The 26,265-nt window shown below is 31.3% G+C and carries 35 protein-coding genes and 1 tRNA gene; 7 read left to right on the forward strand and 29 right to left on the reverse strand.

Annotation, left to right across the window (positions count from 1 at the left end; all coding sequences use genetic code 11):
- Nucleotide 1: 1 nt before the first annotated feature.
- From tpiA to KA926_RS01675, 4 genes are all read right to left on the reverse strand, one after another.
- Nucleotides 2–763 (reverse strand): triose-phosphate isomerase, encoded by a 762-nt coding sequence (tpiA, locus tag KA926_RS01660; protein WP_210143511.1) that lies wholly within the window; start codon nucleotides 761–763, stop codon nucleotides 2–4.
- A gap of 64 nt (nucleotides 764–827) precedes the next feature.
- Nucleotides 828–2,018, reverse strand: coding sequence for a phosphoglycerate kinase (locus tag KA926_RS01665; protein ID WP_210143512.1), 1,191 nt, complete (start codon nucleotides 2,016–2,018; stop codon nucleotides 828–830).
- A gap of 129 nt (nucleotides 2,019–2,147) precedes the next feature.
- Nucleotides 2,148–3,155 carry a type I glyceraldehyde-3-phosphate dehydrogenase gene (gene gap, locus KA926_RS01670; RefSeq protein ID WP_019469448.1) on the reverse strand — a complete coding sequence of 336 codons (1,008 nt, stop codon included), beginning with the start codon at nucleotides 3,153–3,155 and terminating at the stop codon, nucleotides 2,148–2,150.
- Nucleotides 3,156–3,194: 39 nt separating this feature from the next.
- A complete protein-coding gene (locus KA926_RS01675) occupies nucleotides 3,195–4,223 on the reverse strand; it encodes a sugar-binding transcriptional regulator (RefSeq protein ID WP_210143513.1) in 1,029 nt (342 codons plus the stop codon).
- Between the two features lie 352 nt (nucleotides 4,224–4,575).
- On the opposite strand from KA926_RS01675, the gene KA926_RS01680 reads away from it, so the two are divergent.
- A complete protein-coding gene (locus tag KA926_RS01680) occupies nucleotides 4,576–4,803 on the forward strand; it encodes a hypothetical protein (RefSeq protein ID WP_210143514.1) in 228 nt (75 codons plus the stop codon).
- A gap of 146 nt (nucleotides 4,804–4,949) precedes the next feature.
- Here the strand turns inward: KA926_RS01680 and KA926_RS01685 are convergent, their stop codons facing one another.
- Complete coding sequence (locus KA926_RS01685; RefSeq protein WP_210143515.1) at nucleotides 4,950–5,597, reverse strand: DUF4887 domain-containing protein; 648 nt, start codon at nucleotides 5,595–5,597, stop codon at nucleotides 4,950–4,952.
- 282 nt (nucleotides 5,598–5,879) lie between these two features.
- Between KA926_RS01685 and KA926_RS01690 the strand changes: the two genes are divergently transcribed.
- The 3 genes from KA926_RS01690 to KA926_RS01700 all read left to right on the forward strand — a co-directional run bounded on the left by KA926_RS01690 (nucleotide 5,880) and on the right by KA926_RS01700 (nucleotide 7,536).
- A complete protein-coding gene (locus KA926_RS01690) occupies nucleotides 5,880–6,068 on the forward strand; it encodes a hypothetical protein (RefSeq protein ID WP_107386154.1) in 189 nt (62 codons plus the stop codon).
- Between the two features lie 365 nt (nucleotides 6,069–6,433).
- Nucleotides 6,434–7,330: a TIGR01777 family oxidoreductase gene (locus KA926_RS01695; RefSeq protein WP_210143516.1), complete on the forward strand. Its 897-nt coding sequence runs from the start codon at nucleotides 6,434–6,436 to the stop codon at nucleotides 7,328–7,330.
- A 17-nt stretch (nucleotides 7,331–7,347) separates the two neighbouring features.
- Nucleotides 7,348–7,536, forward strand: a complete 189-nt coding sequence (locus KA926_RS01700; protein ID WP_210143517.1) for a hypothetical protein — start codon at nucleotides 7,348–7,350, stop codon at nucleotides 7,534–7,536.
- A 142-nt stretch (nucleotides 7,537–7,678) separates the two neighbouring features.
- On the opposite strand, the gene clpP is transcribed toward KA926_RS01700, so the two are convergent.
- The gene (clpP, locus tag KA926_RS01705) at nucleotides 7,679–8,263 is read right to left on the reverse strand and encodes an ATP-dependent Clp endopeptidase proteolytic subunit ClpP (protein ID WP_210143518.1); all 585 of its coding nucleotides are present in this window, start codon (nucleotides 8,261–8,263) and stop codon (nucleotides 7,679–7,681) included.
- A gap of 150 nt (nucleotides 8,264–8,413) precedes the next feature.
- On the opposite strand from clpP, the gene KA926_RS01710 reads away from it, so the two are divergent.
- A tRNA-Arg gene (locus tag KA926_RS01710) sits at nucleotides 8,414–8,485 on the forward strand.
- A 168-nt stretch (nucleotides 8,486–8,653) separates the two neighbouring features.
- On the opposite strand, the gene KA926_RS01715 is transcribed toward KA926_RS01710, so the two are convergent.
- From KA926_RS01715 to KA926_RS01825, 23 genes are all read right to left on the reverse strand, one after another.
- Nucleotides 8,654–9,412, reverse strand: a complete 759-nt coding sequence (locus KA926_RS01715; protein ID WP_073343096.1) for a hypothetical protein — start codon at nucleotides 9,410–9,412, stop codon at nucleotides 8,654–8,656.
- 432 nt (nucleotides 9,413–9,844) lie between these two features.
- Entirely contained in the window at nucleotides 9,845–11,080 is a 1,236-nt protein-coding gene (locus tag KA926_RS01720) for an MFS transporter (RefSeq protein WP_210143519.1), read from the reverse strand.
- Entirely contained in the window at nucleotides 11,080–11,655 is a 576-nt protein-coding gene (locus tag KA926_RS01725; RefSeq protein WP_192959305.1) for an ArsR/SmtB family transcription factor, read from the reverse strand. The genes KA926_RS01720 and KA926_RS01725 overlap by 1 nt, the downstream gene beginning before the upstream one ends.
- Nucleotides 11,656–11,810: 155 nt before the next feature.
- Nucleotides 11,811–12,233 carry a protein-export chaperone SecB gene (locus KA926_RS01730; RefSeq protein ID WP_103301906.1) on the reverse strand — a complete coding sequence of 141 codons (423 nt, stop codon included), beginning with the start codon at nucleotides 12,231–12,233 and terminating at the stop codon, nucleotides 11,811–11,813.
- Nucleotides 12,233–12,676: a hypothetical protein gene (locus KA926_RS01735; protein WP_192959304.1), complete on the reverse strand. Its 444-nt coding sequence runs from the start codon at nucleotides 12,674–12,676 to the stop codon at nucleotides 12,233–12,235. The genes KA926_RS01730 and KA926_RS01735 overlap by 1 nt, the downstream gene beginning before the upstream one ends.
- Entirely contained in the window at nucleotides 12,673–13,263 is a 591-nt protein-coding gene (locus KA926_RS01740) for a hypothetical protein (protein ID WP_226956021.1), read from the reverse strand. Before KA926_RS01740 ends, KA926_RS01735 begins: the two co-directional genes overlap by 4 nt.
- A gap of 151 nt (nucleotides 13,264–13,414) precedes the next feature.
- The gene (locus KA926_RS01745; protein WP_192959303.1) at nucleotides 13,415–13,750 is read right to left on the reverse strand and encodes a sigma-70 family RNA polymerase sigma factor; all 336 of its coding nucleotides are present in this window, start codon (nucleotides 13,748–13,750) and stop codon (nucleotides 13,415–13,417) included.
- Nucleotides 13,747–14,061: a hypothetical protein gene (locus tag KA926_RS01750; RefSeq protein ID WP_192959302.1), complete on the reverse strand. Its 315-nt coding sequence runs from the start codon at nucleotides 14,059–14,061 to the stop codon at nucleotides 13,747–13,749. Before KA926_RS01750 ends, KA926_RS01745 begins: the two co-directional genes overlap by 4 nt.
- Nucleotides 14,058–14,594, reverse strand: a complete 537-nt coding sequence (locus KA926_RS01755; RefSeq protein ID WP_192959301.1) for a pathogenicity island protein — start codon at nucleotides 14,592–14,594, stop codon at nucleotides 14,058–14,060. The genes KA926_RS01750 and KA926_RS01755 overlap by 4 nt, the downstream gene beginning before the upstream one ends.
- 26 nt (nucleotides 14,595–14,620) lie before the next feature.
- Nucleotides 14,621–15,130, reverse strand: coding sequence for a phage terminase small subunit P27 family (locus KA926_RS01760; RefSeq protein WP_210143520.1), 510 nt, complete (start codon nucleotides 15,128–15,130; stop codon nucleotides 14,621–14,623).
- 35 nt (nucleotides 15,131–15,165) lie between these two features.
- Nucleotides 15,166–15,525 (reverse strand): pathogenicity island protein, encoded by a 360-nt coding sequence (locus KA926_RS01765; protein WP_438873451.1) that lies wholly within the window; start codon nucleotides 15,523–15,525, stop codon nucleotides 15,166–15,168.
- A 1,417-nt stretch (nucleotides 15,526–16,942) separates the two neighbouring features.
- Nucleotides 16,943–17,398, reverse strand: a complete 456-nt coding sequence (locus tag KA926_RS01770; RefSeq protein WP_210143521.1) for a hypothetical protein — start codon at nucleotides 17,396–17,398, stop codon at nucleotides 16,943–16,945.
- Between the two features lie 12 nt (nucleotides 17,399–17,410).
- The gene (locus KA926_RS01775; protein ID WP_210143522.1) at nucleotides 17,411–18,049 is read right to left on the reverse strand and encodes an HAD family hydrolase; all 639 of its coding nucleotides are present in this window, start codon (nucleotides 18,047–18,049) and stop codon (nucleotides 17,411–17,413) included.
- A 312-nt stretch (nucleotides 18,050–18,361) separates the two neighbouring features.
- The gene (locus tag KA926_RS01780) at nucleotides 18,362–18,703 is read right to left on the reverse strand and encodes a pathogenicity island protein (RefSeq protein WP_210122668.1); all 342 of its coding nucleotides are present in this window, start codon (nucleotides 18,701–18,703) and stop codon (nucleotides 18,362–18,364) included.
- A gap of 305 nt (nucleotides 18,704–19,008) precedes the next feature.
- Nucleotides 19,009–20,493 (reverse strand): virulence-associated E family protein, encoded by a 1,485-nt coding sequence (locus KA926_RS01785; protein WP_431011159.1) that lies wholly within the window; start codon nucleotides 20,491–20,493, stop codon nucleotides 19,009–19,011.
- Nucleotides 20,494–20,506: 13 nt separating this feature from the next.
- A complete protein-coding gene (locus KA926_RS01790; RefSeq protein ID WP_210143523.1) occupies nucleotides 20,507–21,403 on the reverse strand; it encodes a primase alpha helix C-terminal domain-containing protein in 897 nt (298 codons plus the stop codon).
- Between the two features lie 80 nt (nucleotides 21,404–21,483).
- Nucleotides 21,484–21,789 (reverse strand): type II toxin-antitoxin system toxin TscT, encoded by a 306-nt coding sequence (gene tscT, locus KA926_RS01795; RefSeq protein WP_210122670.1) that lies wholly within the window; start codon nucleotides 21,787–21,789, stop codon nucleotides 21,484–21,486.
- Between the two features lie 12 nt (nucleotides 21,790–21,801).
- Nucleotides 21,802–22,233, reverse strand: a complete 432-nt coding sequence (locus KA926_RS01800) for a hypothetical protein (protein WP_210143524.1) — start codon at nucleotides 22,231–22,233, stop codon at nucleotides 21,802–21,804.
- A 1-nt stretch (nucleotide 22,234) separates the two neighbouring features.
- Nucleotides 22,235–22,594 (reverse strand): pathogenicity island protein, encoded by a 360-nt coding sequence (locus KA926_RS01805; RefSeq protein ID WP_210122671.1) that lies wholly within the window; start codon nucleotides 22,592–22,594, stop codon nucleotides 22,235–22,237.
- Entirely contained in the window at nucleotides 22,591–22,737 is a 147-nt protein-coding gene (locus KA926_RS01810) for a hypothetical protein (protein ID WP_154409531.1), read from the reverse strand. Before KA926_RS01810 ends, KA926_RS01805 begins: the two co-directional genes overlap by 4 nt.
- Nucleotides 22,738–22,748: 11 nt before the next feature.
- Nucleotides 22,749–23,012, reverse strand: a complete 264-nt coding sequence (locus tag KA926_RS01815) for a DUF771 domain-containing protein (RefSeq protein ID WP_245335813.1) — start codon at nucleotides 23,010–23,012, stop codon at nucleotides 22,749–22,751.
- Between the two features lie 13 nt (nucleotides 23,013–23,025).
- Nucleotides 23,026–23,649 (reverse strand): BRO-N domain-containing protein, encoded by a 624-nt coding sequence (locus KA926_RS01820; protein ID WP_210143525.1) that lies wholly within the window; start codon nucleotides 23,647–23,649, stop codon nucleotides 23,026–23,028.
- A 12-nt stretch (nucleotides 23,650–23,661) separates the two neighbouring features.
- Nucleotides 23,662–23,877: a helix-turn-helix transcriptional regulator gene (locus tag KA926_RS01825; RefSeq protein ID WP_064263798.1), complete on the reverse strand. Its 216-nt coding sequence runs from the start codon at nucleotides 23,875–23,877 to the stop codon at nucleotides 23,662–23,664.
- A 161-nt stretch (nucleotides 23,878–24,038) separates the two neighbouring features.
- Here KA926_RS01825 and KA926_RS01830 point away from each other — a divergent pair, with 161 nt between their 5' ends.
- Together KA926_RS01830 and KA926_RS14090 are read left to right on the forward strand one after the other, a co-directional pair.
- Complete coding sequence (locus KA926_RS01830; RefSeq protein WP_210143526.1) at nucleotides 24,039–24,917, forward strand: helix-turn-helix domain-containing protein; 879 nt, start codon at nucleotides 24,039–24,041, stop codon at nucleotides 24,915–24,917.
- Nucleotides 24,918–25,967, forward strand: coding sequence for a tyrosine-type recombinase/integrase (locus KA926_RS14090; RefSeq protein ID WP_210143527.1), 1,050 nt, complete (start codon nucleotides 24,918–24,920; stop codon nucleotides 25,965–25,967).
- Nucleotides 25,968–26,265: the final 298 nt, after the last annotated feature.

Consider the following 26,265-nt stretch of genomic DNA (forward strand, 5'->3'; position numbering starts at 1 on the left):
ATTATTTTGCACCTTCTAACAATTGTACAAAATCATCCACTTTAAGTGATGCGCCACCTACTAATGCGCCATCAATGTCTGATTCTGCCATGTATTCTTTTATGTTGTTAGGTTTAACACTACCGCCATATTGAATACGTGTTGCATCAGCAACTGCTTGTCCAGATAAATCTGCGATTGTTTCTCTTACAAATGCACACATTTCATTGGCATCTTTTGCAGTTGATGATTTACCAGTACCGATTGCCCAAATTGGTTCATATGCGATAACAACTTGTTTCAATTGTGCTTCTGATAAACCTTCTACAGCTTTTTTAACTTGGTTGCCAACAACTTCATTAGCTTTGCCACTTTCACGTTCTTCGTCTGTTTCACCAACACAAATAATTGGTGTCATACCGTGATTGAATACAGCATGTGCTTTTTTGTTGATATCTTCATCTGTTTCATGGAAGATTTCACGGCGTTCTGAATGTCCAATAACAACATATTTCACACCTAAATCAGCTAATGCTACTGGTGATGTTTCACCTGTAAATGCACCGTTATCTTCATAAAAGGCATTTTGTGCACCAATTTGTAAGCCTTGTGCTTTACCTTCATTAACTGCTGTTACTAAAGCATCTAATTGAATTGTTGGAGCACAAATGACAGATTCTACCTCTTTAGTATCTGGTAATGCTGGTAATTCATTAATAAAATCTTTAGCCTCTTGAACCGTTTTGTTCATTTTCCAGTTACCCGCAATAATTGGTTTTCTCATTATATACACTCCTATTAGTAAATTATGATTATTGTTTAATCAAGTTTTGCTCGTAAATTAGCGATTATTTATTAGCAATCGCAACTACACCTGGTAGTTCTTTACCTTCAAGATATTCTAATGATGCACCGCCACCAGTTGAAATGTGACTAAAGTCATCTGCATATCCTAATGAAATCGCAGCTGCAGCTGAATCGCCACCACCGATGATTGTATTTGCATCTTTCATCTCAGCAATTGCTTCACAAACACCAATTGTACCTTTTGCAAAATTACTGAATTCAAATACACCCATAGGTCCATTCCACACTACCGTATGTGCACCTTGTAATTTTTCTTTGAATAATTCCACAGTTTTTGGACCAACATCCATCGCTTCTTGATCTGCAGGTATATCATCTACAGAAACTTCTGTAATCTTCGCATCATTAGAAAACTCTTTTGCAACTTTACAATCTACAGGTAATACGATTTGATCTCCTGCTTTTTCTAACAATTCTTTTGCAAAGTCTACTTTATCTTCTTCTAATAAAGATAGGCCAATCTCTTTACCTTGAGCTTTGAAGAATGTGTATGACATACCGCCACCAATAAGCACTTTATCTGCAATTTTCAATAAGTTAGTGATTACACCAATTTTATCTGAAACTTTAGCACCACCAAGAATTGCAACAACAGGTTTATCTGGGTTTTCTACAACGCCACCGATATATCTAATTTCTTTTTCCATTAGATAACCTGCTACAGTTTCTAAGTGTGCTGCAATACCTACGTTTGATGCATGTTTACGGTGTGCCGTTCCAAATGCATCATTTACAAAGACATCACCTAATGATGCCCAGTATTTACCTAATTCAGGGTCATTTTTAGACTCTTTTTTACCTTCTAAATCTTCAAAACGTGTATTTTCAACTAAAAGCACATCACCTTCATTTAACGCTTGGATAGATTGTTCTAATTGTGTTCCACGTGTTTCAGGAACAAATGCCACGTCTTTATTTAATTTTTCAGCTAATGCATTAGCTACAGGTTTTAAAGTTAATTCTGCTTTATCACTTTCTTCTTTAACTTTTCCTAAGTGAGAGAATAAAACGACTTTACCACCTTGCTCTATAATATACTCTATAGTTGGTAAAGCTTGAACGATACGGTTGTCATCCGTAATTTCGCCGTCTTTCATAGGTACGTTAAAATCCGCACGTACAAGTACAGTTTTACCTTTTAATTCTATATCAGATACAATTTTTTTTGCCATGTAATCTTCCTCCTTTAGATGGATGAATAAAGTAAAATAAGCGGAGAAGCGTTGAGCTCCCCGCTTACTCCTAAGCTTATTGATTCAATTTCACAACGCTATACTTGTTAAACTAAAGTGAACATCAAATTATTTAGCGTGACTTGCTAAATATTCTAATGTACGTACTAATTGTGAAGTGTATGACATTTCGTTATCATACCAAGCTGCTACTTTAACTAATTGACGATCTCCAACAGTCATAACACGCGTTTGAGTTGCATCAAATAATGAACCGTAAGTCATTCCGATTACGTCAGAAGAAACGATTTCATCTTCAGTATAACCGAATGATTCGTTAGATGCATTTTTCATTGCGTTATTTACGTCTTCGATACTTACATTTTTATCTAATACTACTGTTAATTCAGTTAATGAACCAGTTGCAACTGGTACACGTTGTGCTCCACCGTCTAATTTACCATCAATTTCAGGAATTACTAGGCCGATAGCTTTAGCAGCACCTGTTGAGTTAGGGATAATGTTTTCAGCAGCTGCACGAGCACGACGTTTGTCACCTTTTCTGTGAGGCGCATCTTGTGTGCTTTGGTCACCAGTGTATGCATGGATTGTAGTCATGAAACCTTCGATTAAACCGAATTCATCATTTAAAACTTTAGCAACTGGTGCTAATGAGTTAGTAGTACATGAAGCACCTGAAACAACATCTTCTGAACCATCTAAAGTATCGTGGTTAGTGTTGTATACGATTGTTTTCAAATCACCTTTAGCTGGTGCTGAAATTAATACTTTTTTAGCGCCTGCATTGATGTGTGCTTCTGCTTTTTCTTTATCTGTGAATAAACCAGTACATTCTAATACTACATCGATATCTAAGTCTCCCCAAGGTAATTTACTTGGATCTGGCTCAGAAAATGATTTAACTTCTAATCCGTTAACGCGGAAACCATTCTCTTCAACTTCAACTTCTCCTGTGAAGCGACCTTGTGTAGTGTCATATTTTAATAAATGAGCTAACATTTCGTCATCTGTTAAGTCGTTTACTGCTACTACATCGATTCCTTCTACATCTTGAATTCTTCTAAATGCTAAACGACCAATTCTACCAAAACCATTAATTGCTACTTTAACTGCCATTATAATGGCCTCCTTTAAAATGATATTTAAAAAGTGGAATCACTTTTTATTACTATTATTTGCGATAATACTTGCCGCGCCTTCATCTGTGATTAACACAGTGTTTTTAGGTGCTATCGAAAGATAAGCTTTAATTGCCTCTCCTTTTGATTTACCCCCAGCAACGGCAAAGATAAACTTTTTCGATACAAGATCTTCTAATTGAAGTCCAATCGTTTTTACTTTTTGAACGATTTGTCCTTGTTCATCGAAATAATATCCAAATGCTTCTCCCGAGGCATTGTGATGTTGAAGTTTTTCAATAACTTCACTAGGTGATTGACGTCTTCGCGCCATCTTCAGCGCATCACCAATGCCGTGGATTGTAATATTCGCTTCTCTAATTTTCTCTAAGGTGTGTATCACTGACGGTTCTAACATAAGTGTGTTATAGGTTGTTTCACTGACATTATCTGGCACATAAAGCGTTGTATAATCTCCATCTGTTTGCTGTGCCATACTGGCAGCAATTGTATTGGCTTGATATACAACATTTTCACCAAGTCCACCTCGAGCGGGTACAAAAAATACGTCGTAAGGTTGGCGATGCATAGATTCGCTTACGTATGCCATCGTTGAACCACCTGTAACTGCTACAGTTGCGTGATCATATAAAACATCTTCAACTAGCTGTCCCGCTTGTTTAGATAACTCAATTTTAACCGTTTTATCAGTGTCTGAATCACCAGGAATGACATAAACATCTTTAATGCCATATTTTTCTTTGATAATTTGAGCAAGGTGATGATCATCCGAATAAACGTTAAAATAACTGTTTAATTGGCGTACTGTCGTTTCACCAGCTTCAGTGATTTCCATGCCTGTAGGTTTAACTTTGATAAGCGCTTGTTTCTTTAAAACATCTGTTTCAGAACGCAATACTCTTTCAGTTAAATCCATATATTCACTTAAACTACGTCTACCGACGGGTTGATACTGAGCGATAGTAGTGAGTATTGAAAAACGACGATACATCTTTTCAACAATTTCTGGAACTAACTTTTGTTGAATTTTTATCAAGTCTTTCACTACTATCCTCCTCCGTTTCTATATACAAGGGTCAAGTTCTAACCATAGATTGACTTTTTTCGTCCCTGCTGGGACAAAAAAATATAACCTCTTATATTTGCAATAATACTACTATACATTTAAAAAAGCAAGAGAAATACTTTTGTCTTAAATAAAGTAAATTCTAAACTTCTATAATTCTTTCGTCTATAAAATAACTATACCCGATTCCATATTTCACTAATCATTTACCATTAATTTTTTTGATGATATGTTTTAAAAACATTTCATCAACATGCGTTTCATTGAATCAATCACTATTTATGCTTAAAATAAATATAAATTTAAATAGTATTTATCAGGAGGATTATACATGTCTAACAATAAGCACCTAGAAGTTATAGACCCAGAAGATCAGAGATATAAAGATGACGAATATTTTAAACAAACAAAAGAAAGTTCTCACAATAACCCATATCAATCCTTTAATTACAACAAACACATTGGCTGTCATTTAGGACCCTTTGGATGTTTAGGTGGCTGCTTTTCTATCATACTGCTATTGTCATTCATTTCATATTTAGTAAGTCTGCTATTTTAAGCTTTCTTTTTCTTTGTCTTATATGATTCGTATTATAAATAATATACGATATTTCATTTCAGTGCTTAAATTACATTAATTATTACAAAAAACACGCACTGTCATATGACAGCACGTGTTCTAAGAATGTATTTTTCTAATTCTATTTAATCTTCATCAGAGGATTGCGAACTTTCTTCTGAATTTGAATTATTGTTTTGTGTTGAACGTTGTTGAGTATTTTGTTGCGTACTTCGTTGTTGTGTAGAAGGTTCTTCGGTCTTCTCTTCTGTCGAAGGCTCAGATGTGCGCTCTTCAGTTGATGGTTCGCTCGTCTTTTCTTCAGTTGTTTCTTCTTCTGTGGATGGTTCATTTGTTTTTTCTTCTGTCGAGCGTTCTTCAGTAGTACGTTCTTCTTTTGTTTTTTCCGGTGAATCTTTTTCTTCCGTAGTTCTTCGTTCTTGTGTTCTAGGCTGCTGTGTTTGTTGGGTCTGTTGCGTTTGTTGGGTTTGTTGTGTTTGAGGAACTTGTTGCGTTTGCTGAGTCTGTTGCGTTTGTTGGGTTTCTTCAGTTGACTTTTCTTTTTTCTTGTCTTTTTGTTCCTTAGTTTTTTCTTTCTTTTTGTCTTTTTCTTCTTGTTTTTGGTCTGCCAAACGCTCATTGGCCTTATTTGAATGATCTACGAATGCAAAAATTGCAAAAACTAATCCACCTATAAGTAGTAGGACAATCAATCCACTGATAAGTTTTGCGAAACCACTCATTTTTTTATTATCTTTATCATCAAAATTATTATTTTGATTATGCTTAGGCATATGCTCCCCTCACTTCAATTTATATCAAATCATTGTTTTCAAATGGCATTTAACTTCATGTTAGAACTATATTTTACACTATTTCATTGATTAAACAACCATATTAACCACATTTTAATGTAGTTGTTACTTTGTGGTCCAAACTATAGTAAAATAATCATATACAACACTTTTATTTTTAACTTCAACTTAATAGTAATCTAATTTCAATTGTTGTTTCAACACTTTTACTTAAATTATTCTACTATTGTCAGTAATATCATAACAGGATGTGACTAGATTTTGAAAAACTACGACTTATTTAACGAAACAGATCAATCACAACAAAAACCTAAAGGTTTACGACATATGATGACAGAAAATGACAATGATGAATTAAAAGTTCCAATCAAAACACGCTATAAACTTTTTATACTCGTTCTTTTTTTACTTTTACTCGCTTTTGGCATTATTGCCTTATTTATTTTATAATATGTAGTACTTCAAATTACCTTTTTAAAACGACATCAAAATTATTTCTTATTATTCAATAATATATATTATAAAGTATAAAAATTAGACCTACACGAAAATCGTATAGGCCTCTACTAAAGGGAGTCAAAATTTTACCTTCGCTAGTATATTATGGGGTATACTCGAAATAATTAAGAGATGATTAATTAATATCGAAGGTACCTTTATTATAACGACATATGATTTTATTTTAAATACATCTTAGATGTAGTAAATGACATATTTTTGAACAAAATTCGAATAAATTTTGTCATACTAAATCATGAGATTTTTTACTTTAAAAGCCTGCACGCTTCAATACTACAATTCTATGAGGTGATACTATGAAACAATATCTAATTACGGGCGGTACTGGTCTAGTAGGTACTCAGCTAATCGAGGCAATACAACAAAGTGATTCGAAAATCACGATATTAACAAGACAAAGACACGCTACATCACATCCTAAAATCACATATGTTAATTGGACAGAACCAAATTGGGAAAGCCAAATTCCAGATATTGATATCGTCATCAATTTAGCCGGTGCTAGCTTAAATAACCGCTGGACTTCCGCACACAAACAAAATATAATGCTAAGTCGATTACAATCTACACAGGCATTATACGACCTTTTCAAAAACAGAAAGCAAAAACCTTCTGTATTCTTTAACGCCAGCGCAGTCGGTTATTATAAACCCGATTTAACACGTACATATACTGAGTTGTATCAAACATTACCATTTGATTTTTTATCTGAAGTAGTTTATCAGTGGGAACGTCTAGCACGTCAATTTGAATCCTTTGGAACACGTGTAATTATAGGTAGATTTGGAATGGTATTATCAAATAAAGGCGGTGCATTACCATTAATGAAATTACCTTATGAGTTAAATGTCGGCGGTAAAATAGGTAGTGGTAGACAATGGTATTCTTGGATTCATATTGAGGATCTAACAAGAGCGATACTCTATACCATCAATAATGATAAAGCGCGAGGTGTATTTAATTTCACATCACCTATCGCAGAACATCAAAATATGTTTGGTTATACCATTGCAAGAGAAGTACATCGGCCACATTATACGTGGGTGCCATCATTTGCGCTCAGACTTATCTTAGGAGAAATGTCTACAGTTGTACTTGATACTCAAAAAGTTTTACCAAATAAATTACAAGCACTAGATTTTGAATTTAAATATCCTAACCTAAAACTTGCACTAGAAAATTTAGTTCAATAAGAAAGGTAACATTAAAAATGAAACAAGATAGTTTTAGCCATATCTTATTATTCATTGCAGGCTTGCTCCTCATTACCAATGGTATTTTAGCATTTGAAAAACCTGCAATAATGATCTTTATTTCTATAACTTTGTTAATCATTGGTTTGTTAACTTTAATCATTTCCACCTTATTATTTTATAAAAAAACAAAATCTATTAAATAAACACAACTTATAGTTTCAATATATTCAAAAAAACAAGTCACGCATGCCAACCAATTCCTTATGCATCATACATTTGGAAAAAGTCATACATTGTCGTGACTTGTTTTATAATCTCTTTACCATAATTTACTTATGCGAAATATTATGATTCTGGCACCATAACTTCGTCGATTAATCCGTATTCTTTAGCTTCTTCTGCTGATAAGAAGTTATCACGGTCAGTATCTTTTTCAATTTGTTCAATTGATTGACCAGTACGTTCAGCTAAAATTTTGTTTAATTTAGCACGTGTTTTTAGAATATGGTTAGCGGCAATTTCAATTTCAGTTGCTTGACCTTGTGCACCGCCTAATGGTTGGTGTATCATTACTTCAGCATTAGGTAATGCAAAACGTTTACCTTTTGCACCTGCTGCAAGTAAGAATGATCCCATTGATGCTGCCATACCGATACAAATTGTTTGTACATCTGGTTTAATATGTTGGATTGTATCGTAAATAGCAAATCCAGCAGTTACACTACCACCTGGTGAGTTAATGTAAAGATAGATATCTTTTTCAGCATCTTGTGCTTGTAAGAATAATAATTGTGATACGATAGAGTTTGCTACGTTATCATCAATTTGTGAACCTAACATAATAATACGGTCTTTTAATAAACGTGAGTAAATATCATAAGCACGTTCCCCACGGTTTGTAGTTTCAATTACTGTAGGTATTAAATTCATTAATATTGCCTCCTTATTTCTAACTGATAAATTTATTTTAACCTAAAAGTCAAATATGGTCAAAAAATAACGCTTAGAATTTCCTTAAACTGTATAAATTATTGTTGACCAACACTTATAAGATTTGTACACTAATATTATTGTTATTTACCCCTCGTAGTGTAATGGATAACACATAAGATTCCGGTTCTTAGGATAGGGGTTCGATTCCCTTCGAGGGGATTAATAAGTTATTTTCTCATTTTCACCCGATATCACTAGTTGTCAAAACACTTGTGGTGTCGGTATTTTAATATTTTATAGTGTCATTCATTTTGATACGTTTTGAATTTCGCGCCCCCATTTAGTCCCCATTATTATTTTAAGTCCAATATTTCTCAATTATAATAACTATGCATTTATTATTGAAGTCACATTAGCTATTTGTCTTCTTTTGTTTACTGTAGTTTCAATAAAACCATCTTTATCTTTCCATTCACCAGCAATAACAATTTTAGCTTTGTTTTTTCCTATTTCAAATATTTCATTTTTCATCTTAAAGAAATAATCTTTATCCTTGAAATATACTTTTAATTCCCTATTGCCATACTTAAAAAACATTAATTTTTCTCTTGAGGAATAGCCATTAAAAAAAGGTATAACCACCTTTTGACCCTGAAAACCATCTAAATAATCATTGAAAACTCTACCATCAAGAAAACAATCTCTAATTAGCATATCATCTAAACAACTGTTCGGTGAATATTGTCTACAAATTTCAGTAAATGATCGTAAGTTAGTAATTTTATTAGTTCTATCATAATCATCGTTATTTGTACTATTACTAATATTACGTTTAATTGGATTATTAATTTTTAGTATATTTTCAATGAAAGAATCAAAATTAAAATTTTCTCTATCTTTATCATTATAGCCACCGCTTTTATCATATTCGCATCCATCTTTGTGTTGATTATCTTTAAATCTAGCACTAAATGTATTGTATTCTCTACCTTTACTAGAAATTACTAAAGTTAACTTTATACCACATCCTATACAATAATACGTTTTGTTTCTATCATTGTCATTCAAATCATAAGCATTCACTTCTTCATAGATAATCTCATTCTTTGTATCTTTACCTTTAATAACTTGCGCAGTAGTTGCCATAAGTAACCTCCTCTTTATTATTGTTTTGATAATCTTCTTCTAAATAATAATCTTAAACAAGACGAATTTAAAATTAATACCACTGGATAATTTTCATTTATGTACAATTAGACTTTTTTGTCCGATTGCTACTAGTCTTTTTTGGATAACAGTAAGTGGTCATTTTTGACCATGTACATTGGTTGCTCTTTTTGAGAAACCAAACCTCATACTCATTTTTGAGTAATAGCACATAAACTTTTTTGTGTGTGTACTTTTAATAAGACATTTTTGTCCGACCAATGTTACTGATTTTTAAGTAACATCACACCTCTATCTTAAAAGATTACATCAAAATTACCAAATCCATTTAATTATCTACTCTGACATTCACTCTGTGCTGCATCGAGAAATGAATAAACGTATAGTTGTTCGTTTGATGTTCATAGTTATCTAATCTTCTATATCCAAATTAAAATCTTTTAGAGTTAATTGATCTATAGGTTTTAGTTTAAACAAATTTGAATAGCATAACCAAATTAGTCCTAAAAAAATGAAAAATACACCGGTTAAACTAATCAAAGAAATAGGATCTATAAACTCCAATAATACTCCACCTATAAAACTACCTAATGGAAGACCGATAACACTAACACTACTTGTTATAGAAGTTATTCTTCCCAATAAATATTCTGGAATAATTGTCTGGCTAACAGATAAAAAAAGTATATTTGCAAGTCCAACGGACAACCAACTAATTCCGAATAAAACAATAAATATATTCACATTAGTTATAAATCCAAATAAAAGTAAAGATCCTGACACAATAAAAGTTAACACCATTATTTTACCAAACGGAAACTTTTTAACGTAATTAACAAATAAGGTTGATAATATCATACCTAATGATATAGCTGATAAAAACAGACCATAGTATATTGGTTGATTAAAATAATGTGATAATACAGGTAAAGCAGTATATACCATTCCTATACCTAAGTTAACAGTGAATGCACCAATCAGGAACACCCACAATAGCGAATGCGTGACAATTTTAATACCCTCTGTTAATGAGCGTTTATATTCTTTTAAGTTTAATTGACTTGATATTTTATTATTTGAAGTTAACTTTATCGTTGAGTATATAAGTCCTGCAATTATAAAAAGAATAGTATTCATCATATATAACGAGTAAACACTGAGCAATGATATAAGCACAGTTATAACAGTATTAAGAACTAAGTCCATACTTTGATTAGAAAAGGCCATAACAGAATTGCCTGTTACTATCTTTTCTTTTGGTAATAATATTGGTACTAACTTATTACTTATTGGGTAAGAAATTTCGCCAATTAAAGCAGCTAAAACTACCAATACAATTATTAATATGGCATTTTCATATTTAAGTAACAAAGATAATGCGATGATTCCAACTAATACCGCCTGTATCACCTGTGAATAAACAAGTATTTTTTTAACATTAAAGTGATCAATAATGGGGCCATAAAACATTTGCATACATTTTGGAATCAATATTAAACTACTTAATATTCCAGTTAAAAATGAACTTTTAGTTAAGTCATAAACTAACCACATCGTCGTAATAAAATAAATACTGTCTGCTGTATTAGTCAAAAGACGTCCGAATATTAAGGACATAAAATATCTTTGCTTTAAGATTTCTTTCATTATACATCATCCTTACGATTGAATATTTTATCGCTAATCTCAAAGCCTATAATGTTTATATAATGAAGTTGTTTTTCTGTATCCTCCCCTTGTGCATCAATTTCTCCAATCAGATTTTCAATTTTTTTATTAAATTCTTCAAATTGCTTATTGCTCCAATTCACTTGAACAGTTTTAGAAATAATTTGATTGTCATTAAATATCAATCCATAGTCATTCATAACATCTATTGTTCTTTGTATTTGTGAAGTAATCATCCTTTTAGTAGAACTAGATACTTCATCCTGATAACTATTTAATAAAGTAGGATTAACCTTAAAACCTTTATGTGTAGCTACATAATATTTAAATACATTACTTCCTTTCACTTCACTTCTACTAATTTTTACCATATTATATTTTTCTAATTCTTTGAGATGGTAGAAAATTTTTGCTTTCGGTATATCTAACTTTTTTCCAATTTCAGTGGCTGTCATCTCTCTTTCAATAAGTAACATTGAAATTTTCATACGTAATTTATCTGAAATACATTTCAACTCTTCAAATGTATTAATCTCATATCTTTTATATTCCATATAGAAACCTCCATTAATTAGGGTTAATTTATTTTAACCGATAAATTAAATTAAATCAATGTATCTAATTTTGCATAAAAAATAACCACTCCGAAGAGTGGTTTAAAAAGAATTTTAATAACAATCTAAAAGCAACTATTTACATGATAGTTATTTTATTCAGTAATATTTATGTTATTGTTTTCAGCAATTTCATTTGCGATATTTCTAACTGGCATATTGTAATTAGGAAATCTATTAGACTTCCCTGTTAAATCACTAACGATAGTTCTTAAATATGGGAATAATATAGCAATTGCATTAGTTTTCAAGAAATCTTTAAACTGAATTCCATCTGACTCTTCGACATCAAATTCAAAATAACCCACAATACTTACATCAAATGAAAATGGTACTTCTTCACTTTCTTCAAGTTTAGCTTGTAGCGTAATCATTGCCGTTTCATCTTCTTCAATAATATTAATGTCAGCGTAAATTTCCTCATTTATAATTATCTCTTTACTTTTCAAATCGAAATTAGGATTAGTTTTATAATACATAGAATCAACAATGTAGTTCAAAAAATTTATTCCTGCCATTATGCTGCCTCCGAAATAAGCAAACGTTGTGATTTTTGATTTCCAGTCGAAAAATCATCCTCTTGTTTGTTGTTTTTATAACTTTTATCATTAAAGCTATCTTCTTCCTCAACATAAAAGTTTTTATTATAAAAATTGTTCATACTTTTTGATTTTGTCATGAATTGTTTGAATTTATTATCTCTATATGTTTTAGTGAAAGATTTATCATTAGAATCATTCGTGTACTTAAAAGATATATTAGAATCAAACAAATAATTATTTAGTCTATTAAATTCAATTGAAATAGGAGAAAAATTATTTTTTATTTCATTCGCAGAAATACAATAACTATCATTTTCTAATTGAATTTCTACACCTTCTTTTTCACTATTTTCGTCAAACTCATATCCTAGACTTTTCATTATTTCTAAAAACTCTGCTTGTTTTTTTGTTATGTTCATTCTAAAACCTCCTTTGTTACAGTAGAAAAATCAATAGTTCTATTATCATAAACACATATCTGAGTGCTAACATTTGTAAAACCTAAATTAGTACGATTGGAATAATTTCTTTTACTTACATTTTTAGGCTTAGGAAATGCACACTTGGCTACTTGATAACTATTCATTTTACAAAATGCAAATATAATATTACCTCTAATTATTTTACTGATTTTTTGCTTATCTAAACTTTTATCTTTAAATTTTATACTTAATCCATTCACTATATCTTCATTTTCATCTATGAATTTTTCTAAAAAATTTTGATCAGTTGTAGTGGAATCATCATATAACTTATCTCTATCAACTTTTATTTCATTTATTAAAACTGTTTTTTTTAATTCTTCATTTTCATAATGGTTACAATATTTAACTTTAGTATTATTTGCCCACCACATTGCTTCATCTTTATCATTTTCAAAAAAATAAACGCCATTTCCCAACCAGTGGTTATCTCTATCATCAACTTTGTATTTTGCATCTTGTAATATTAAATTAGCAAAATAGTTTATTGTGCCATGAAAACCTAGTATTGATACTTCATTCAATTATATCACCTATTATAAATTCCTGTATGTAAACTAATTATACATTAAGTTCGTGAATTTGACATAACAAAATGATTTTTTTTAATACTATTATTAAAACTTTTCAAAACTCAATACATTATAATATAAAGTTCATTACATTGCATCTTTTTCACCCCAACTTATCCAACAAACGATTAAACATCTGTTTAGCCCTCGGTTCCTCAACACCAAATATACTCCCAGCCTTCTCAAAACTAACACCATTACTAAGTAATAAGAATAAATTATGTTCTTTTTCAGTCGCTACTCTTTCTACAACAGCTTCCAACTCATTAAAAAATATCACATCTTTAACGTTACTACTATTTAATTCGTGGGTTTCTGCTTGATCATTCACATTAAAGAAGTCATCAATACCAATATCTTCATCACATGTAACATTATTATCTATTGTATTGTGATAATTCAATATGAACTCTTTTACAGTTGCTTTATCATAACTCATACATAGTCCACTGCCTTTGCAACACGCTTTAAAATTACCTCTCTAGCATGTCTTAATGTTAATTCACTTAGGCCTATCACATCAGCTATGACTTCATCTGTATACTTCTTATCATCCCACCAAGTGAGTTTAATAATCTGTTGCACTTTAACTTCACTATTGTTAAATACCTCTGTAATACCCTTCACAATTGATTCTAGATTCATATACTTTAATTCGTCCATATCATTAGGCTTATGCTTATAACTATCAACCATACTATGATAATTGCGCATGTATCTTTCTAAAATTGGATAATCTACATCTGTCATACAACTAACTCCTCACGTTCATTATTTAACGATTCTTTCACTTCCACTACAAAGTTTTGATATATAACTTCATTCTCTTTTTCACGCTGTTCATTGCGTTCTATACGCTTATTGCGATGTACCTTGTATAAATCTACCTGTAACTTATCAATCGTCTTAATCGGCTTGTTACTGCCATTAGATTTGAAGTATCTCATAACTTCATTTTGTTCTCTAGGTGTATATCTACGAATGATTTTTTTCATTAAATTTAGTTTCTTAGTGCTGTTATTTTTAAAACGATCTAATTCTTCTTTTTGTTGTATTATCCAAAATACTAACTTTTCTAATGGATAGGAAACAGTTATCACGCCTTCAACTTCGTCACAACACATGTGTGATGTGTTCAAGTGGTACATTGCATCTATTTGCTCTTGTATCACTCGTATTTTGCTATTAATCATCATGGGTGAATATTGTGTTAAAAGCTCGTATTCGGTAATCTTAGGTTCTTCATAATACCAAAGAATATTTTTACTTCTTTTTAAAATCATTGTAGACCTCCCTAGAACTTTATTATTTAATCGTTATTATCCATTCCAAATTCTTCATATACAGATTGTGGTTTTTTACCATCTTCAAAAAATGCACTAAATGGGTCATATTGTTGCTTAGGCTTAGGTTCCATAATTTTAAGCCGAGATTCGACTGTAAGACCTAATTTAGGACAAATAGCATTCATAGTGTTCACACTGTCCCTTTGTATGGTGTAATTAGGTGAGAGTTTACTTCCACGTTCAGTCAGAACCACCATACCTTCTTCTTGAATTTTGAGTGTGGCATTTTTGTAGTTACTATATGTTTGGCAATAAGTAGCAAGCAGACCTTTGTCTAAATCTTTTATAGGTAATTCATTAATGAGTGGAAGCACTCTATACCATTCTTGAATAGCATCATCGTCTAAAAAATCGGGTGGTTCTTTTGATAAAGGTGTAAGCTCATTCATAGCTTTCTCAGTCGCATTTCTTTGTTCTTGTACATCTTTTGTACGATAAGCTTTTTGTTGTGATAATAGTTTTCTCTGTGACATTTATATCATCTCCTATAAATATTATGTATTGAAATTTATTTCTCTAGTTGCTTACGTGCAATTGATTCAGAGCGTTGTGCTTGTTCAAGTTGTGATTCGAGTTGAGATTTTTCTTCCTGTTCTTGCTTAATTTGCTTTTTTAATTCGCGCAATTCTTTTCGTGTCATTTCGTCTGGTGTCTTACTTTCTCCACTCGATGTAACATGCTCTTTGTTTCTCTGTTCATCAGGTAAAGTTGCAATTTCATACAAAACACTTAATCCTAATTGACGCGCCGGCGAGTCATTCGAAAATTCTTCAGACACTTTTATAAATTGATGTGCTTGCCTTCTGTTCATGTCAATTTGCTCAAGCCACTTTCCAAACTCTCCGTGGGCAAGGTCATTCTCTTTCACATGTTTTAATCTTCGACCAATTTCAAATATCGATTGACCTGCAATGTTTTGATAACTTTTTACACACTCCTATTAAGCTCTGACAAACGTCTTACAGTGCATTGAAAGACTTAATAGTCGAATAGTAGGGCATAAACGGCTTAAATTAGGCTATTTTATCTATTGATATTGTGAATTTTTACACAATTTTAGCTTTTCATTTCAAGATTCGGTTACGGATAAGGCGGGCTCGTTTAATTCGTTTTCAAAAAGGCTGGGCGCAAATTCAACGCCCCCCTTTAAAATTAGAAATTATTTTTTTCAAATTTCATTTTCTTTTTTATAATCTCCAGTATTATTTTCACTGCCCGATTAAATTATCTATCCCATTAAATTTATTCATAGTATTTAATTCACACTTACTTTATTCAATTATATTTATCGCTAAAAACTTCGCTTTTAATCAGCCTATTTATTCACTTTTAATCTATCTATTTAAACAGCTTTCAGGCCTCATATAACAGCTTGTAACACTTAATATATAATCATCTATACATGAGCTGTATCACTCTCTAAATGGCTACAAACACCATTGTATATAAGCAAACCATTCACGCTTAGTCATAACGATTAGTAACTCGTTTGTGCTTCTCATATTGTTGTTACTTATCATCTAATCTAATAACAATAATTAATATTTATTTTTATTATTTGAAATCAGAAACTTAATTTAGTTTTCGATTTACTTTTTAAATTTATTCTCACAAACTTTTTGTAATTCAAATCTCAATTTACTTTTATCTTTAACATTTACTTTTTGATTTGATGAATGAACTTCACAATTGAATCAACAATAGAAATCATTTATCTTCTGAACACAATCAACAATGAAACTAAACAGAAGATCATTAACAAACAATTAATGTTAGTTAAATAAGAACAAATGATTTAAGTTAATTGATTGAATCAATTTAAATTACATTTTGTTTCTTCTCTCTGATTATCAATGAACAATCATAATGAATCTTCTGCATGAACTATCTCATCAGTTGGATCTAATCCTACACTTAAAGTAGCGACCTTATAAACTGTGTGCTTCATAGCCTGACCTTTAACATAGGTAGCTTATTCACTGTGTCCTTTATTGCGTAGTCCCTTGATAACTATACCTTTAATATATTGGCATCTCCTTATATATCAGCCACATTCAATATATCTATACTTTCATCACACCCACTACTTATAAGAAAAGACCACCACCAATTAATAGTGATGGCCTAAACCAACTTGCAGAAGAACTAGGAACTAATGAAAATAACAAGGAGTTAAATGCCCAATGGCTAATTTAGACTTTAATACTGAGCGCTCAACATTAAAGATTTAATATATCTTTAATATCTATATTATATCATGAACGCCGTTATAATGCCACTTCACATTACTTAGTATTTATAGAAATTGCTTTTATTTTACCAATCTTTTCAATGAGCTTATTCATCGATGTCACTTCATCTGTATAGATTTGTACACTCTTAACTTTGTTCTGCTGCACTAAATTTATAAATTCTTGCATAATTGGTTTGTCATCCACTTCTATAGACAGTCCATACAGTCCTTTATTGACTACCACTGTTAAATTGCCACGATGTATCGATGCTAGGATATTACTATCCTTATTGTTGTCTAACATCACACATAGCTTGTCATTTTCTTTTAATGCTTGAAATACATTATTATCTAACTCATATGGTTTAAATGTCTGATAGTTAGGATCTACTGTTTGGGTCGTTCCCATTTCTACAGGTTTATCTGTCGTAAGTGCTTGTACTGTAATTCGATTCTTTTGCTTATTATATTTAACGTTATTATCTGATTGTTTGATTGTTGTTAGCATATACTCACATCCTTACCATTGTTTCTTGCCATAATGATATTTTTGGAACTCATCACGAGAAACGGTATCTAATGCTTTCTCCAGTTGCCATGCATAGCCTCTAGGAGTCGTTTGTTCGTCGTACTTGTTGCCATCACCTAAATTAATTTCGTGGGCTAACATTTGGCCTTTATACTGATTGTGAATGTTACCAGGATTATTTTTCTCTTGCTTAACATAACGTTCACGAGATATACGACGACCAGCCTCATTTTTATTCTCAATCATTTTACGATACACTTTTACAACATCTTGCAGTTTATCCTGCATCTCTTTCGCTAGTTTTTGATGTTCATCCTTAAATCCTGTCATTTCATTGTTGTATGCCTTATAGAACTGGTCAAATTCTTCTTCAGTTACTTTATAATCTGATGAGTTAAGTTGTTCGTCGACTTCGATTAATTCTTGTTCTAAATCTGATTGTAGACTTTTTAATTTTGTTGCTTCTGCAAATTCATCATTATTTTGATGATGTGTAATTTTACTATTAATCTGTTTAATACGATTTGTTAGCTGATGGTACTTCTGCTTAACCTCTTTTGCCTTAACACCCTTATCATAAATTTGATTATCAAAGATATTGATTGTATTGTCTTCTACTGTTTTTACCATAATTAAATGCCTTCTTTCGTTTTTGATTTATTATGCGTTTTACTTCGATAAAATCTTTCTTTTTCCTAGTATGTTTTCTTACCAATGAATTAATATATCTATCCGATACCTTATTCACATTCGCAGGAAGTGTCATCATAATTTTATAAGCAATATTTTGGTGATTCAGCTCATCACCTCTTATATGAATTTATACTCATTTTGTGTATTTTGAATATACTTATATTATACCATAAAAAACGCCTTAAACACATGGTACGACTGGCTTAAAAGCGATTTTTACGATGTTTTTTATAGCATTTTTTACATATTTTATAAAGTGGAAAAAGCTACTGGTAGCCAATGTGGTTTTTTAGTGCCTGCTCTTTTAGGAATTGGTAAATTTATGCTTTTACCATCAATTAGATAATATAAAGGCTGACATGCATCCATATATATTTTTTCTTCAGCCATTAATTCCGTAACAACCTCAATAGCTTCTTTATTCCAATTGAGCCATAATATAAGCGTTTCATTATTTGTACCAGTTAAAGTTAGATCACCTTCATAATTGAAACCATGTTCTTCAAAAACCCTTTCAATTTCTACAAATGATGTTTCTTCATGGCCATCTACATATTCAAATACTTTTTGTTTAATATTATTTTTATCCATTGTTGTCCTCCTAATATCATATGCTGTCACTCTATTAAAGTGACGGTCCCTTATTAAAATAGCGTAGAGTGACAGGTTGAGCCTTAGAGCCGCATGCATTCAGGCCAAAGTGTCACTGTGTCACCCTAAAAAAAACCCACACTTTTAAAATATATGCTTTTATATTTTCAACTTTTACCTTAATTATTAGAGTGACAGAGTGACAGCGACCCTATAAACGTTGGTATATCAACATTTATCCTGTCACTCAAGGTGTCACCCTAGACTTTTTACTACAGTGACAGAGTGACAGTCACTTTCCATTGTTATGGACCAGACGATCCACAACAATTCTCGTGTAATTCTTCGTGATATGGTTTTAAATCAACCGTAAATCCTTTAACTCTACCTATACCGTCACCGAACCTTAATTTGTCATGTTCTTGTGTGGTATATATACTATTTCTTAAAGTTTCATTTATTTGTCTCAATTCACTGCGTTTAGGTATTCTGTCGTTTTTTAAAGCTATATGCCAAATTTCATGTGCAGATACTTTATCTCGCCACTCATAAGCTCCAGGTCTACTATTTGGCAATTCTATTGTTTTACCATCGTCATAAGTTTTTATATAATCTGTATCTACATATTCACTCATAACCCAACGCTTTTCATCTAATGATCTATACCAATAATCTGATGGTATAGGTTTCTTAATCATTTCCTCAACAATACCTTGGTAAGGGTCTGCTTCTGTATGAGCTTCTTGTAACATTAATGCTGTTTCAGAATCTTTGTCGTCAAGTATTAAACTTTCGCCTTCATCATAATAGTATTTAGCTTCAGCCCAAACTTGCTGAACAAATTCAGAAGTCATATCCTCAAATAAATCGCCAGTCTTATTATTTTGGCCCACGACTACTGGCAAAAATCTTCTATTTCCTGTACTATCTTTTAAAAATTCAGCATCGTTGGTTGTTCCTATAAAAATACATTGCCTAGGGTGGGGTTCAACTAATCGACCATACGAAGAACGGTAATAGTCTATAGGTGTACTAATAAAAGCCTTAGCTTCACCTGTGGTGGATTTTTTTAATGCTTCTAATTCTTCAAGCTCACAAATCCAACTACCCTGTAACTTTTTCTTATCTTCATCGTCTTTCAACTTTCCTATAGAAGGGTTGTAATAATCTCCTCCTAATCTCTTACATAACTCTGACTTTCCTAACCCTTGACCACCCATTATTGTTAATACAGTGTCAAATTTGCATCCAGGCTTATAAACACGTGCTACGGCTCCAACTAATGTTTTACGAGTTACCGAACGCACATATTTCGTATCATCTGCACCAAGATATTTTATTAGTAAATCATCAACTCTTTTTACGCCGTCCCATTCTTTAGATTCAATCATGGAATGGATAGGGTGATAACTGTTAGCATATGCTTCGTGCATAACCATTTTTAGAATTTTATCATCTGAAAAATCAATACCGTAATTTGTCTCAAAATGGCGTTGTATTTCATTAGAATCATAATCTAACCAGTAATAGCGCTTATCACTTTTTTTACGCCAATAAGGAAATCGCTTTAATTTTATTCTATATTCCATCAAATCATATTGGATTAAATCCTTAATACTTTCATCATTTTCAAGAATCAACTCACCATTGTAAAAGTATTTAGCATAACCTGTACCACTATTATTAGCTATTAGTCTACTTTGCCAATTTTGTTGTTGGTTCGTTTCTTGAAATTTTTTCATATTTTCAAAAATTTCATCTTGTGTTACTTCCATTTCCTCTACTGTCATATCCCGTCCCCCTCTAGTTGCTCATATGTTTTTTGAGTATTGAATTAAATGTTTTGTTTATCTCTCCATCGTCCATAGGTGGATTACATGATTTGCCCCACGCTATCACAAGGCCATATACTAGGTTGGCATCTACATATCTTCGCAGTAGGTATCCACTAATTGATGCTAGCGCTTGATTACGTTCGCCTTCTCCTACACCAAACGCAAGATCACGCCAATAAGACGAATCACGTTTTTTATATTGGTTTGAGTAATTAACGGTAATCGGTTTGTCTTGTTGGGTGTTTTCCAGATTTGTGGAAAACTGATTTAATTCCTCAATCGTTATTGCAGGCGCATCATTGTATCTAAAAATGTATACTGCATCTTTATCGTTTTTTACTGGTAGTGCCATAGCTTGCGATGGTACGAAACTTGCTTCGTCTACTTTATGACCGATATGATTTGCTAATGCTCTACTATATTTGCGATAGTCATCTGCACTCACAGGCTCATTTAAAGGCACCATCAAGCGTATTCTAGGTTTTTCGGTGGTATGTGAGTGTGTGGTGTGAAATGCCCATGAGTGGCCTTCTAATTGCTTAGAAATCGCTTTGTGTAACGATCTGAAGTCCTGCACACGTATTTCATCATAATCAAGTGTAATCACTGATCGATTAATAATATTGTCGTCTTTACGGTACTTAGGAATTGTTTCATCGTCTTTCACTTCATCTTCAACATCACCATAAAGCACTAAACCACGTTTATATTTGTCTGAATTATTCATTGGTATTTGTAATTTATTCAGCCAATCAGACCATTTCCATTCATCAAATTGTCTAAAAGAGTTGGCATAAAGATTATCGTATTGTATAATAGAAACATCGAAATCATTATCCAATTTTATTTTGTTGAAATTTTTCATCTCTTGTACTCCTTTCAATACAAGAGGCAACCATGTTAAATTGTCTATGCATGATCACCTCATGTATAATTTTAAAATTTCTATGCGTTGTCAGATTCTGTCGCCAAACATTCATCTGATGACGCTTTTTCTATATCTAATGCTTTAAAATCTTTGATTAACTTATCAAATTGCTTTAGATACACTAGCATTAACTCAGTTGTATGTTCATGTTGTATACGAGATTCGTTATAACCAATTGCATAGCTTATTTTTTCATCTTTAGTTGTTAAATCTCTTTTTGTGAACATTTCATCTCCATGCCACACATGTGCAGTAATCACGTCATCAATTTTTTCTTTCAATAATTCAAATTCGCATATTAAATCTTTCTGATTCCAATTCATCGTAAAACTCCTTTATTTATAAAAATTGATATAATTTGGTCTGTTTTTCTCAATCGCTTTGATTAACTTTTCAATTTCTAGCTTAGCAAGATACAAATTATTCAAATCATCTTCTCGTGAGAAGTAACTAATTTCATTTGACATATCATAATTTTTAACTTGCATTTTCTTTAAGATGTTTGTTACATATACTGACATTTGAGCCATTGTTTCAAAGTCTTGAATCATATCTAAAATATCTAATTCGCCAATGTATTCAGCGTTGATGTCTTGAGATTTCATATATGCTTGAATAAGTTCCATTTCATGTACTTGTCTATCATCTTTACTCAAATCTCTATTATTAATACGCTCACTTATAAGCATGAGTGCAATTTCTCTACCATATTTACTTTTAAACTCTCTAACTATTTCTATTTGTGGAATATTTTCATAGTTTGTCATCTTAATTAACCTCCAAATTACTAACAAAATTTTCCATTTCTTCAATAGCTGTTTTTAATTCTTCAATATTATCTTTAGTAATAAAATGACGTACGTTAGAATCCTCACAATTTATAGGAAAGTCTGTAAAAATTTCTGTTGCCTGCAAAAGCTCGCTATAATTTTTATAATCATTAAGGATTTCTGAAATCTCATTATCATTCAAGTTAGGATATTCCTTGCTTATAACTGATGCATCTCTGTCGTGACGTTTTTCCAACAATTCCCTCATTTTTTTAGTATGTTTTTCATCTTTAAAAATACGGTCTTTACTTACTGCCTTTTCAATATTTTTATAATCTTGTTCAGTTAATTTATTCATTTTGATTCCTCCAAATTTTCTAATTTAAGTCCGTATGCTGTTGCGACAATAAATAGTGCAAAGGCTACGTATATATCACTTAGTACACCTATAAAAACTGTGCCTATTGATAATATAAGCATGTATAACATGTATCTTTTCATTTAATGTCCCCCTAAGAATTATATATTTCGTTAAAATTTTTCTTAATATACTCTTTCATTGGTTCTGCTAAAAACTTGTAATGATCTGCCTGTGATTTAGGTTCATGTACATACTTTTCAATGTCCTTTTTAAATCTCGGATTAAGCAAAAGCTTTTTCATAACTGAATTCCTTGATAATTGCATGTGTGACTGTAAATCTTTAAATGACCACACAAGTTTAGGTTCGTTGATAATTACAATACCTTCATTTTCTTGTAGTTGTTCTTGCATCATTTTCACCTCCTTATTAAGCTGTTGCTTGTGTATTCAAATATTTATTGTAGATAGTTTTACTGACTGAAATATCTAAACCAAATTTGTTAATAGAAGTCATTAAATCGACTGTGTCATCTAAAATTTGTTGACGAATAATTAACATATCCTCACTCATTTGTTCTTTTTTCAAAGCTTTATCATAACCAAACAATGTTGAAACACATTTATTAACTACAGTTTGACATTTAATATAACTAATCTTATTGGGATTAGATAAACCTTTTTGCAAAACGTCCATAGCTTTTCGTTGATGCTGCTTATCCATTAAATGAAATACTTCATGTTGCTTTAATCCGATTGATTGTCTTAACTCTTTAATAACTTGCTTAACCCATTTCTTAAACTCATCAGCTTCATCACGTCTACTATTCCAAATAGCTTCGTAAATACCTACTTCTGAAATAATTACAGCTTTTTGCTTACCTTTAAGGGTGTCCACATTATGGACGGCCTTTTCTGACACATCTAATAATCTAGTCATATGTGGTGTGTGTGAATACCCTAATGCTTTTGCAACATCACCTGCTATGGCCCAATACTCCCCGTCTTTTTCAATAAAACGAATTTCTTTACCGTCAAAAAATTGTTTAACCATCGAACTTCCTCCTCACACTTTTTCTTTCATTTCAAATATTTCAGATACATCAACATTCAATGTATTTGCAATTTTAATTGCCATTATTTCAGAAGGTAGTGTTTTACCATTAATAATTCTTGAAAAATAACTTCTTTCAATCGGTACTTTTCTACATAAATCAGATTGATTCATATTATTCTTTACAAGAAGAATCAATAAATCTTTTTTACGAATTGAATATTCCAAAAAATCACCTCTTCCAAATTGTAAAACGTTTCACATTGTTTTACTGTTTTAATATATTTATATCTTACCAACATTCTTGATAAAGCACAAGGGGTTTGCTTAATTTTGTTTCAAATTGTTTTAATGTTTCAAAAATGGTAAAATGCATGAGAGGTGATAATATGGCATTAAACGAAATGTTAAAAAATTTAAGAAAAAGTAAAAACTATTCTCTAAGAGAACTTTCTGAAGCGAGTAATGTTTCACATTCATATATATATAGATTAGAGGATGGAAAGGTAAAGCATCCTGATAAAGAAAAATTATTAGCAATTGCTTTTACTTTAGATCCAACAAATAAAGATGATACCTATTTAAAAATGTTGAAGTCAGCAAGTTTAGATTGTTCAAATGCAGAAAATGAATTAAATGAGTACACTCAAAAACAACTTGATAAAATCAGTGATTATAAAGAAATAACAAATGAAGTAATTAATGGAATGAAAACTTTCAATAATTACATGAGAGTAGTTAAGGGGCAAAAAGGACAAAAAGCAAAAGAAATAATAGAGTTGGATGAGCCATATTTAGATATAAGATGGTTATTAACTCAAAATAAATATTCTATATATTATGGTGAAGATCCAATCAAAAATACAGTTGGTTCAGAATTTCTTGGAAATGTTTTTATAATAAATGACGATGAAAAACATAGAATGCTAAATGAGTTAGATTCATTAAAGATACATTTTGAAAAAGAAAGAGAATATGAATTATACGAATTAGAAAAGAATCATGAAATTAGAAAAATCAAAAAACAAAATGACGAATACCAACTAATATTCGATTTATTAAAAAATAATATAAATGATAGCAATGTGCTCATGGAAAGGTTAGCCTTAATAGAAGGAAGCAGAGAAATATTTAATGCTAAGGAATTTCACGAAGAAATAGAGAAAGCAGTAGAACAACAAGATGCTTTAAAATTACAACGTCTAGTAAGAATGACTACAATAAATGAATTGAAACAATACTTGTCAGAACAAAATCGAGGTGATTAAGTGGCATACATTGAAAAGCGAGGTAAAACATGGAGATATTCAATCTCATATGTAGACGATGAAGGTAACCGAAAAAAAGTTCAAAAAGGTGGTTATCGTACTAAACAAGAAGCTAAACGAATTGCAGAAGATTTAGAGTATAAAATGAGAAATGGATATGCTGTAAGTAATGATATAACATTTGCAGATTATTTTTATCAATGGTATGAAGTTAATAAACTACCACACGTATCAGAATCAACTAAAAGACATTATGAATCTGCATACAAGCATATAAAGAACCATTTTAGACACAAGTTATTAAAAGATATTAAACGTACTGAATACCAAAAGTTTCTCAATGAGTACGGTTTAACGCACAGTTATGAAACGATTAGAAAGTTGAATAGTTATATACGCAATGCATTCGATGATGCTATACATGAAGGTTATGTTATTAAAAACCCTACATACAAAGCAGAATTACACGCATCTGTTCCAGCTAAGACGGAAGAAATGAAGTTTATTAATGAATCTGAATTCAAAAAACTTAAACATTATTTTGAACAAAAAAATACCACCTCATCACTTGTGCTATTAGTAGCACTTGCAACAGGTGGTAGATTTTCAGAAATTGCTAAATTGAAACGTGAAGATTTGGATATTAAAAATAATAAAATTCATTTAAGAGGTACCAAGACCGAAACATCAGACAGAATAATAAGTATTGATGCAGTAACTATGAAACGTATTCAATCATTTATTGATTCACGACCTACTAATATCAGTGGTTACATCTTTACTGTTGATGGTAAAACAATAACAAATGCTGCTGTAAACAAAGTACTGAGAAAAGCATGTGATAATCTAAATATAAAAGAGATAACTATTCACTCGCTAAGACACAGTTTCTGTTCTATACTCATACATCATGGCTTTTCAATACTATATATATCAAAACATTTAGGACATTCCAACCCAGCCACAACACAATCCATTTACTCCCACCTACTTCAAGAAACTTACGAACGTGAAGATGAAAAAGCGATGAAATTATTAGAAACTATTTAAGCCACTTAATTATAAATATTAGGTGGTTTTTACTATAATTTATTTTCCAGTCCCCGAATAGTCCCCACAAAGTAAATAAAAAGCTTATATAACAGCGTTTAATCACTTTATAATATGCCCTTCGAGGGGATAATTTGAATGTTCTTCGTTATAAGACATTACATTAAATAGTGATTTATCGGGCTTTCATTGACTTTTATTTTCAGTCGTTGAAAGTCCTTTTTATTTTCTATACCTAGCAAAATATAAAAACAACTATCCAGAGGATTTAAAAACAAAGCTCTGTCATTTATAACGT

Origin of the sequence: Staphylococcus sp. GDY8P94P (genome assembly GCF_017892255.1) — a bacterium.
GTDB classification, from domain to species: Bacteria; Bacillota; Bacilli; order Staphylococcales; family Staphylococcaceae; genus Staphylococcus; species Staphylococcus cohnii.

Excerpts from the sequence above, each read along its gene's own strand:
- tpiA (WP_210143511.1), bottom strand. The coding sequence starts at position 763 with ATGAGAAAACCAATTATTGCGGGTAACTGGAAAATGAACAAAACGGTT.
- KA926_RS01665 (WP_210143512.1), bottom strand. The coding sequence starts at position 2,018 with ATGGCAAAAAAAATTGTATCTGATATAGAATTAAAAGGTAAAACTGTA.
- gap (WP_019469448.1), bottom strand. The coding sequence starts at position 3,155 with ATGGCAGTTAAAGTAGCAATTAATGGTTTTGGTAGAATTGGTCGTTTA.
- KA926_RS01680 (WP_210143514.1), top strand. The coding sequence starts at position 4,576 with ATGTCTAACAATAAGCACCTAGAAGTTATAGACCCAGAAGATCAGAGA.
- KA926_RS01685 (WP_210143515.1), bottom strand. The coding sequence starts at position 5,597 with ATGCCTAAGCATAATCAAAATAATAATTTTGATGATAAAGATAATAAA.
- KA926_RS01695 (WP_210143516.1), top strand. The coding sequence starts at position 6,434 with ATGAAACAATATCTAATTACGGGCGGTACTGGTCTAGTAGGTACTCAG.
- KA926_RS01700 (WP_210143517.1), top strand. The coding sequence starts at position 7,348 with ATGAAACAAGATAGTTTTAGCCATATCTTATTATTCATTGCAGGCTTG.
- clpP (WP_210143518.1), bottom strand. The coding sequence starts at position 8,263 with ATGAATTTAATACCTACAGTAATTGAAACTACAAACCGTGGGGAACGT.
- KA926_RS01715 (WP_073343096.1), bottom strand. The coding sequence starts at position 9,412 with ATGGCAACTACTGCGCAAGTTATTAAAGGTAAAGATACAAAGAATGAG.
- KA926_RS01720 (WP_210143519.1), bottom strand. The coding sequence starts at position 11,080 with ATGAAAGAAATCTTAAAGCAAAGATATTTTATGTCCTTAATATTCGGA.
- KA926_RS01725 (WP_192959305.1), bottom strand. The coding sequence starts at position 11,655 with ATGGAATATAAAAGATATGAGATTAATACATTTGAAGAGTTGAAATGT.
- KA926_RS01730 (WP_103301906.1), bottom strand. The coding sequence starts at position 12,233 with ATGGCAGGAATAAATTTTTTGAACTACATTGTTGATTCTATGTATTAT.
- KA926_RS01735 (WP_192959304.1), bottom strand. The coding sequence starts at position 12,676 with ATGAACATAACAAAAAAACAAGCAGAGTTTTTAGAAATAATGAAAAGT.
- KA926_RS01745 (WP_192959303.1), bottom strand. The coding sequence starts at position 13,750 with ATGAGTTATGATAAAGCAACTGTAAAAGAGTTCATATTGAATTATCAC.
- KA926_RS01750 (WP_192959302.1), bottom strand. The coding sequence starts at position 14,061 with ATGACAGATGTAGATTATCCAATTTTAGAAAGATACATGCGCAATTAT.
- KA926_RS01755 (WP_192959301.1), bottom strand. The coding sequence starts at position 14,594 with ATGATTTTAAAAAGAAGTAAAAATATTCTTTGGTATTATGAAGAACCT.
- KA926_RS01760 (WP_210143520.1), bottom strand. The coding sequence starts at position 15,130 with ATGTCACAGAGAAAACTATTATCACAACAAAAAGCTTATCGTACAAAA.
- KA926_RS01770 (WP_210143521.1), bottom strand. The coding sequence starts at position 17,398 with ATGCTAACAACAATCAAACAATCAGATAATAACGTTAAATATAATAAG.
- KA926_RS01775 (WP_210143522.1), bottom strand. The coding sequence starts at position 18,049 with ATGGTAAAAACAGTAGAAGACAATACAATCAATATCTTTGATAATCAA.
- KA926_RS01780 (WP_210122668.1), bottom strand. The coding sequence starts at position 18,703 with ATGGATAAAAATAATATTAAACAAAAAGTATTTGAATATGTAGATGGC.
- KA926_RS01785 (WP_431011159.1), bottom strand. The coding sequence starts at position 20,493 with ATGACAGTAGAGGAAATGGAAGTAACACAAGATGAAATTTTTGAAAAT.
- KA926_RS01790 (WP_210143523.1), bottom strand. The coding sequence starts at position 21,403 with ATGAAAAATTTCAACAAAATAAAATTGGATAATGATTTCGATGTTTCT.
- tscT (WP_210122670.1), bottom strand. The coding sequence starts at position 21,789 with ATGAATTGGAATCAGAAAGATTTAATATGCGAATTTGAATTATTGAAA.
- KA926_RS01800 (WP_210143524.1), bottom strand. The coding sequence starts at position 22,233 with ATGACAAACTATGAAAATATTCCACAAATAGAAATAGTTAGAGAGTTT.
- KA926_RS01805 (WP_210122671.1), bottom strand. The coding sequence starts at position 22,594 with ATGAATAAATTAACTGAACAAGATTATAAAAATATTGAAAAGGCAGTA.
- KA926_RS01810 (WP_154409531.1), bottom strand. The coding sequence starts at position 22,737 with ATGAAAAGATACATGTTATACATGCTTATATTATCAATAGGCACAGTT.
- KA926_RS01815 (WP_245335813.1), bottom strand. The coding sequence starts at position 23,012 with ATGATGCAAGAACAACTACAAGAAAATGAAGGTATTGTAATTATCAAC.
- KA926_RS01820 (WP_210143525.1), bottom strand. The coding sequence starts at position 23,649 with ATGGTTAAACAATTTTTTGACGGTAAAGAAATTCGTTTTATTGAAAAA.
- KA926_RS01830 (WP_210143526.1), top strand. The coding sequence starts at position 24,039 with ATGGCATTAAACGAAATGTTAAAAAATTTAAGAAAAAGTAAAAACTAT.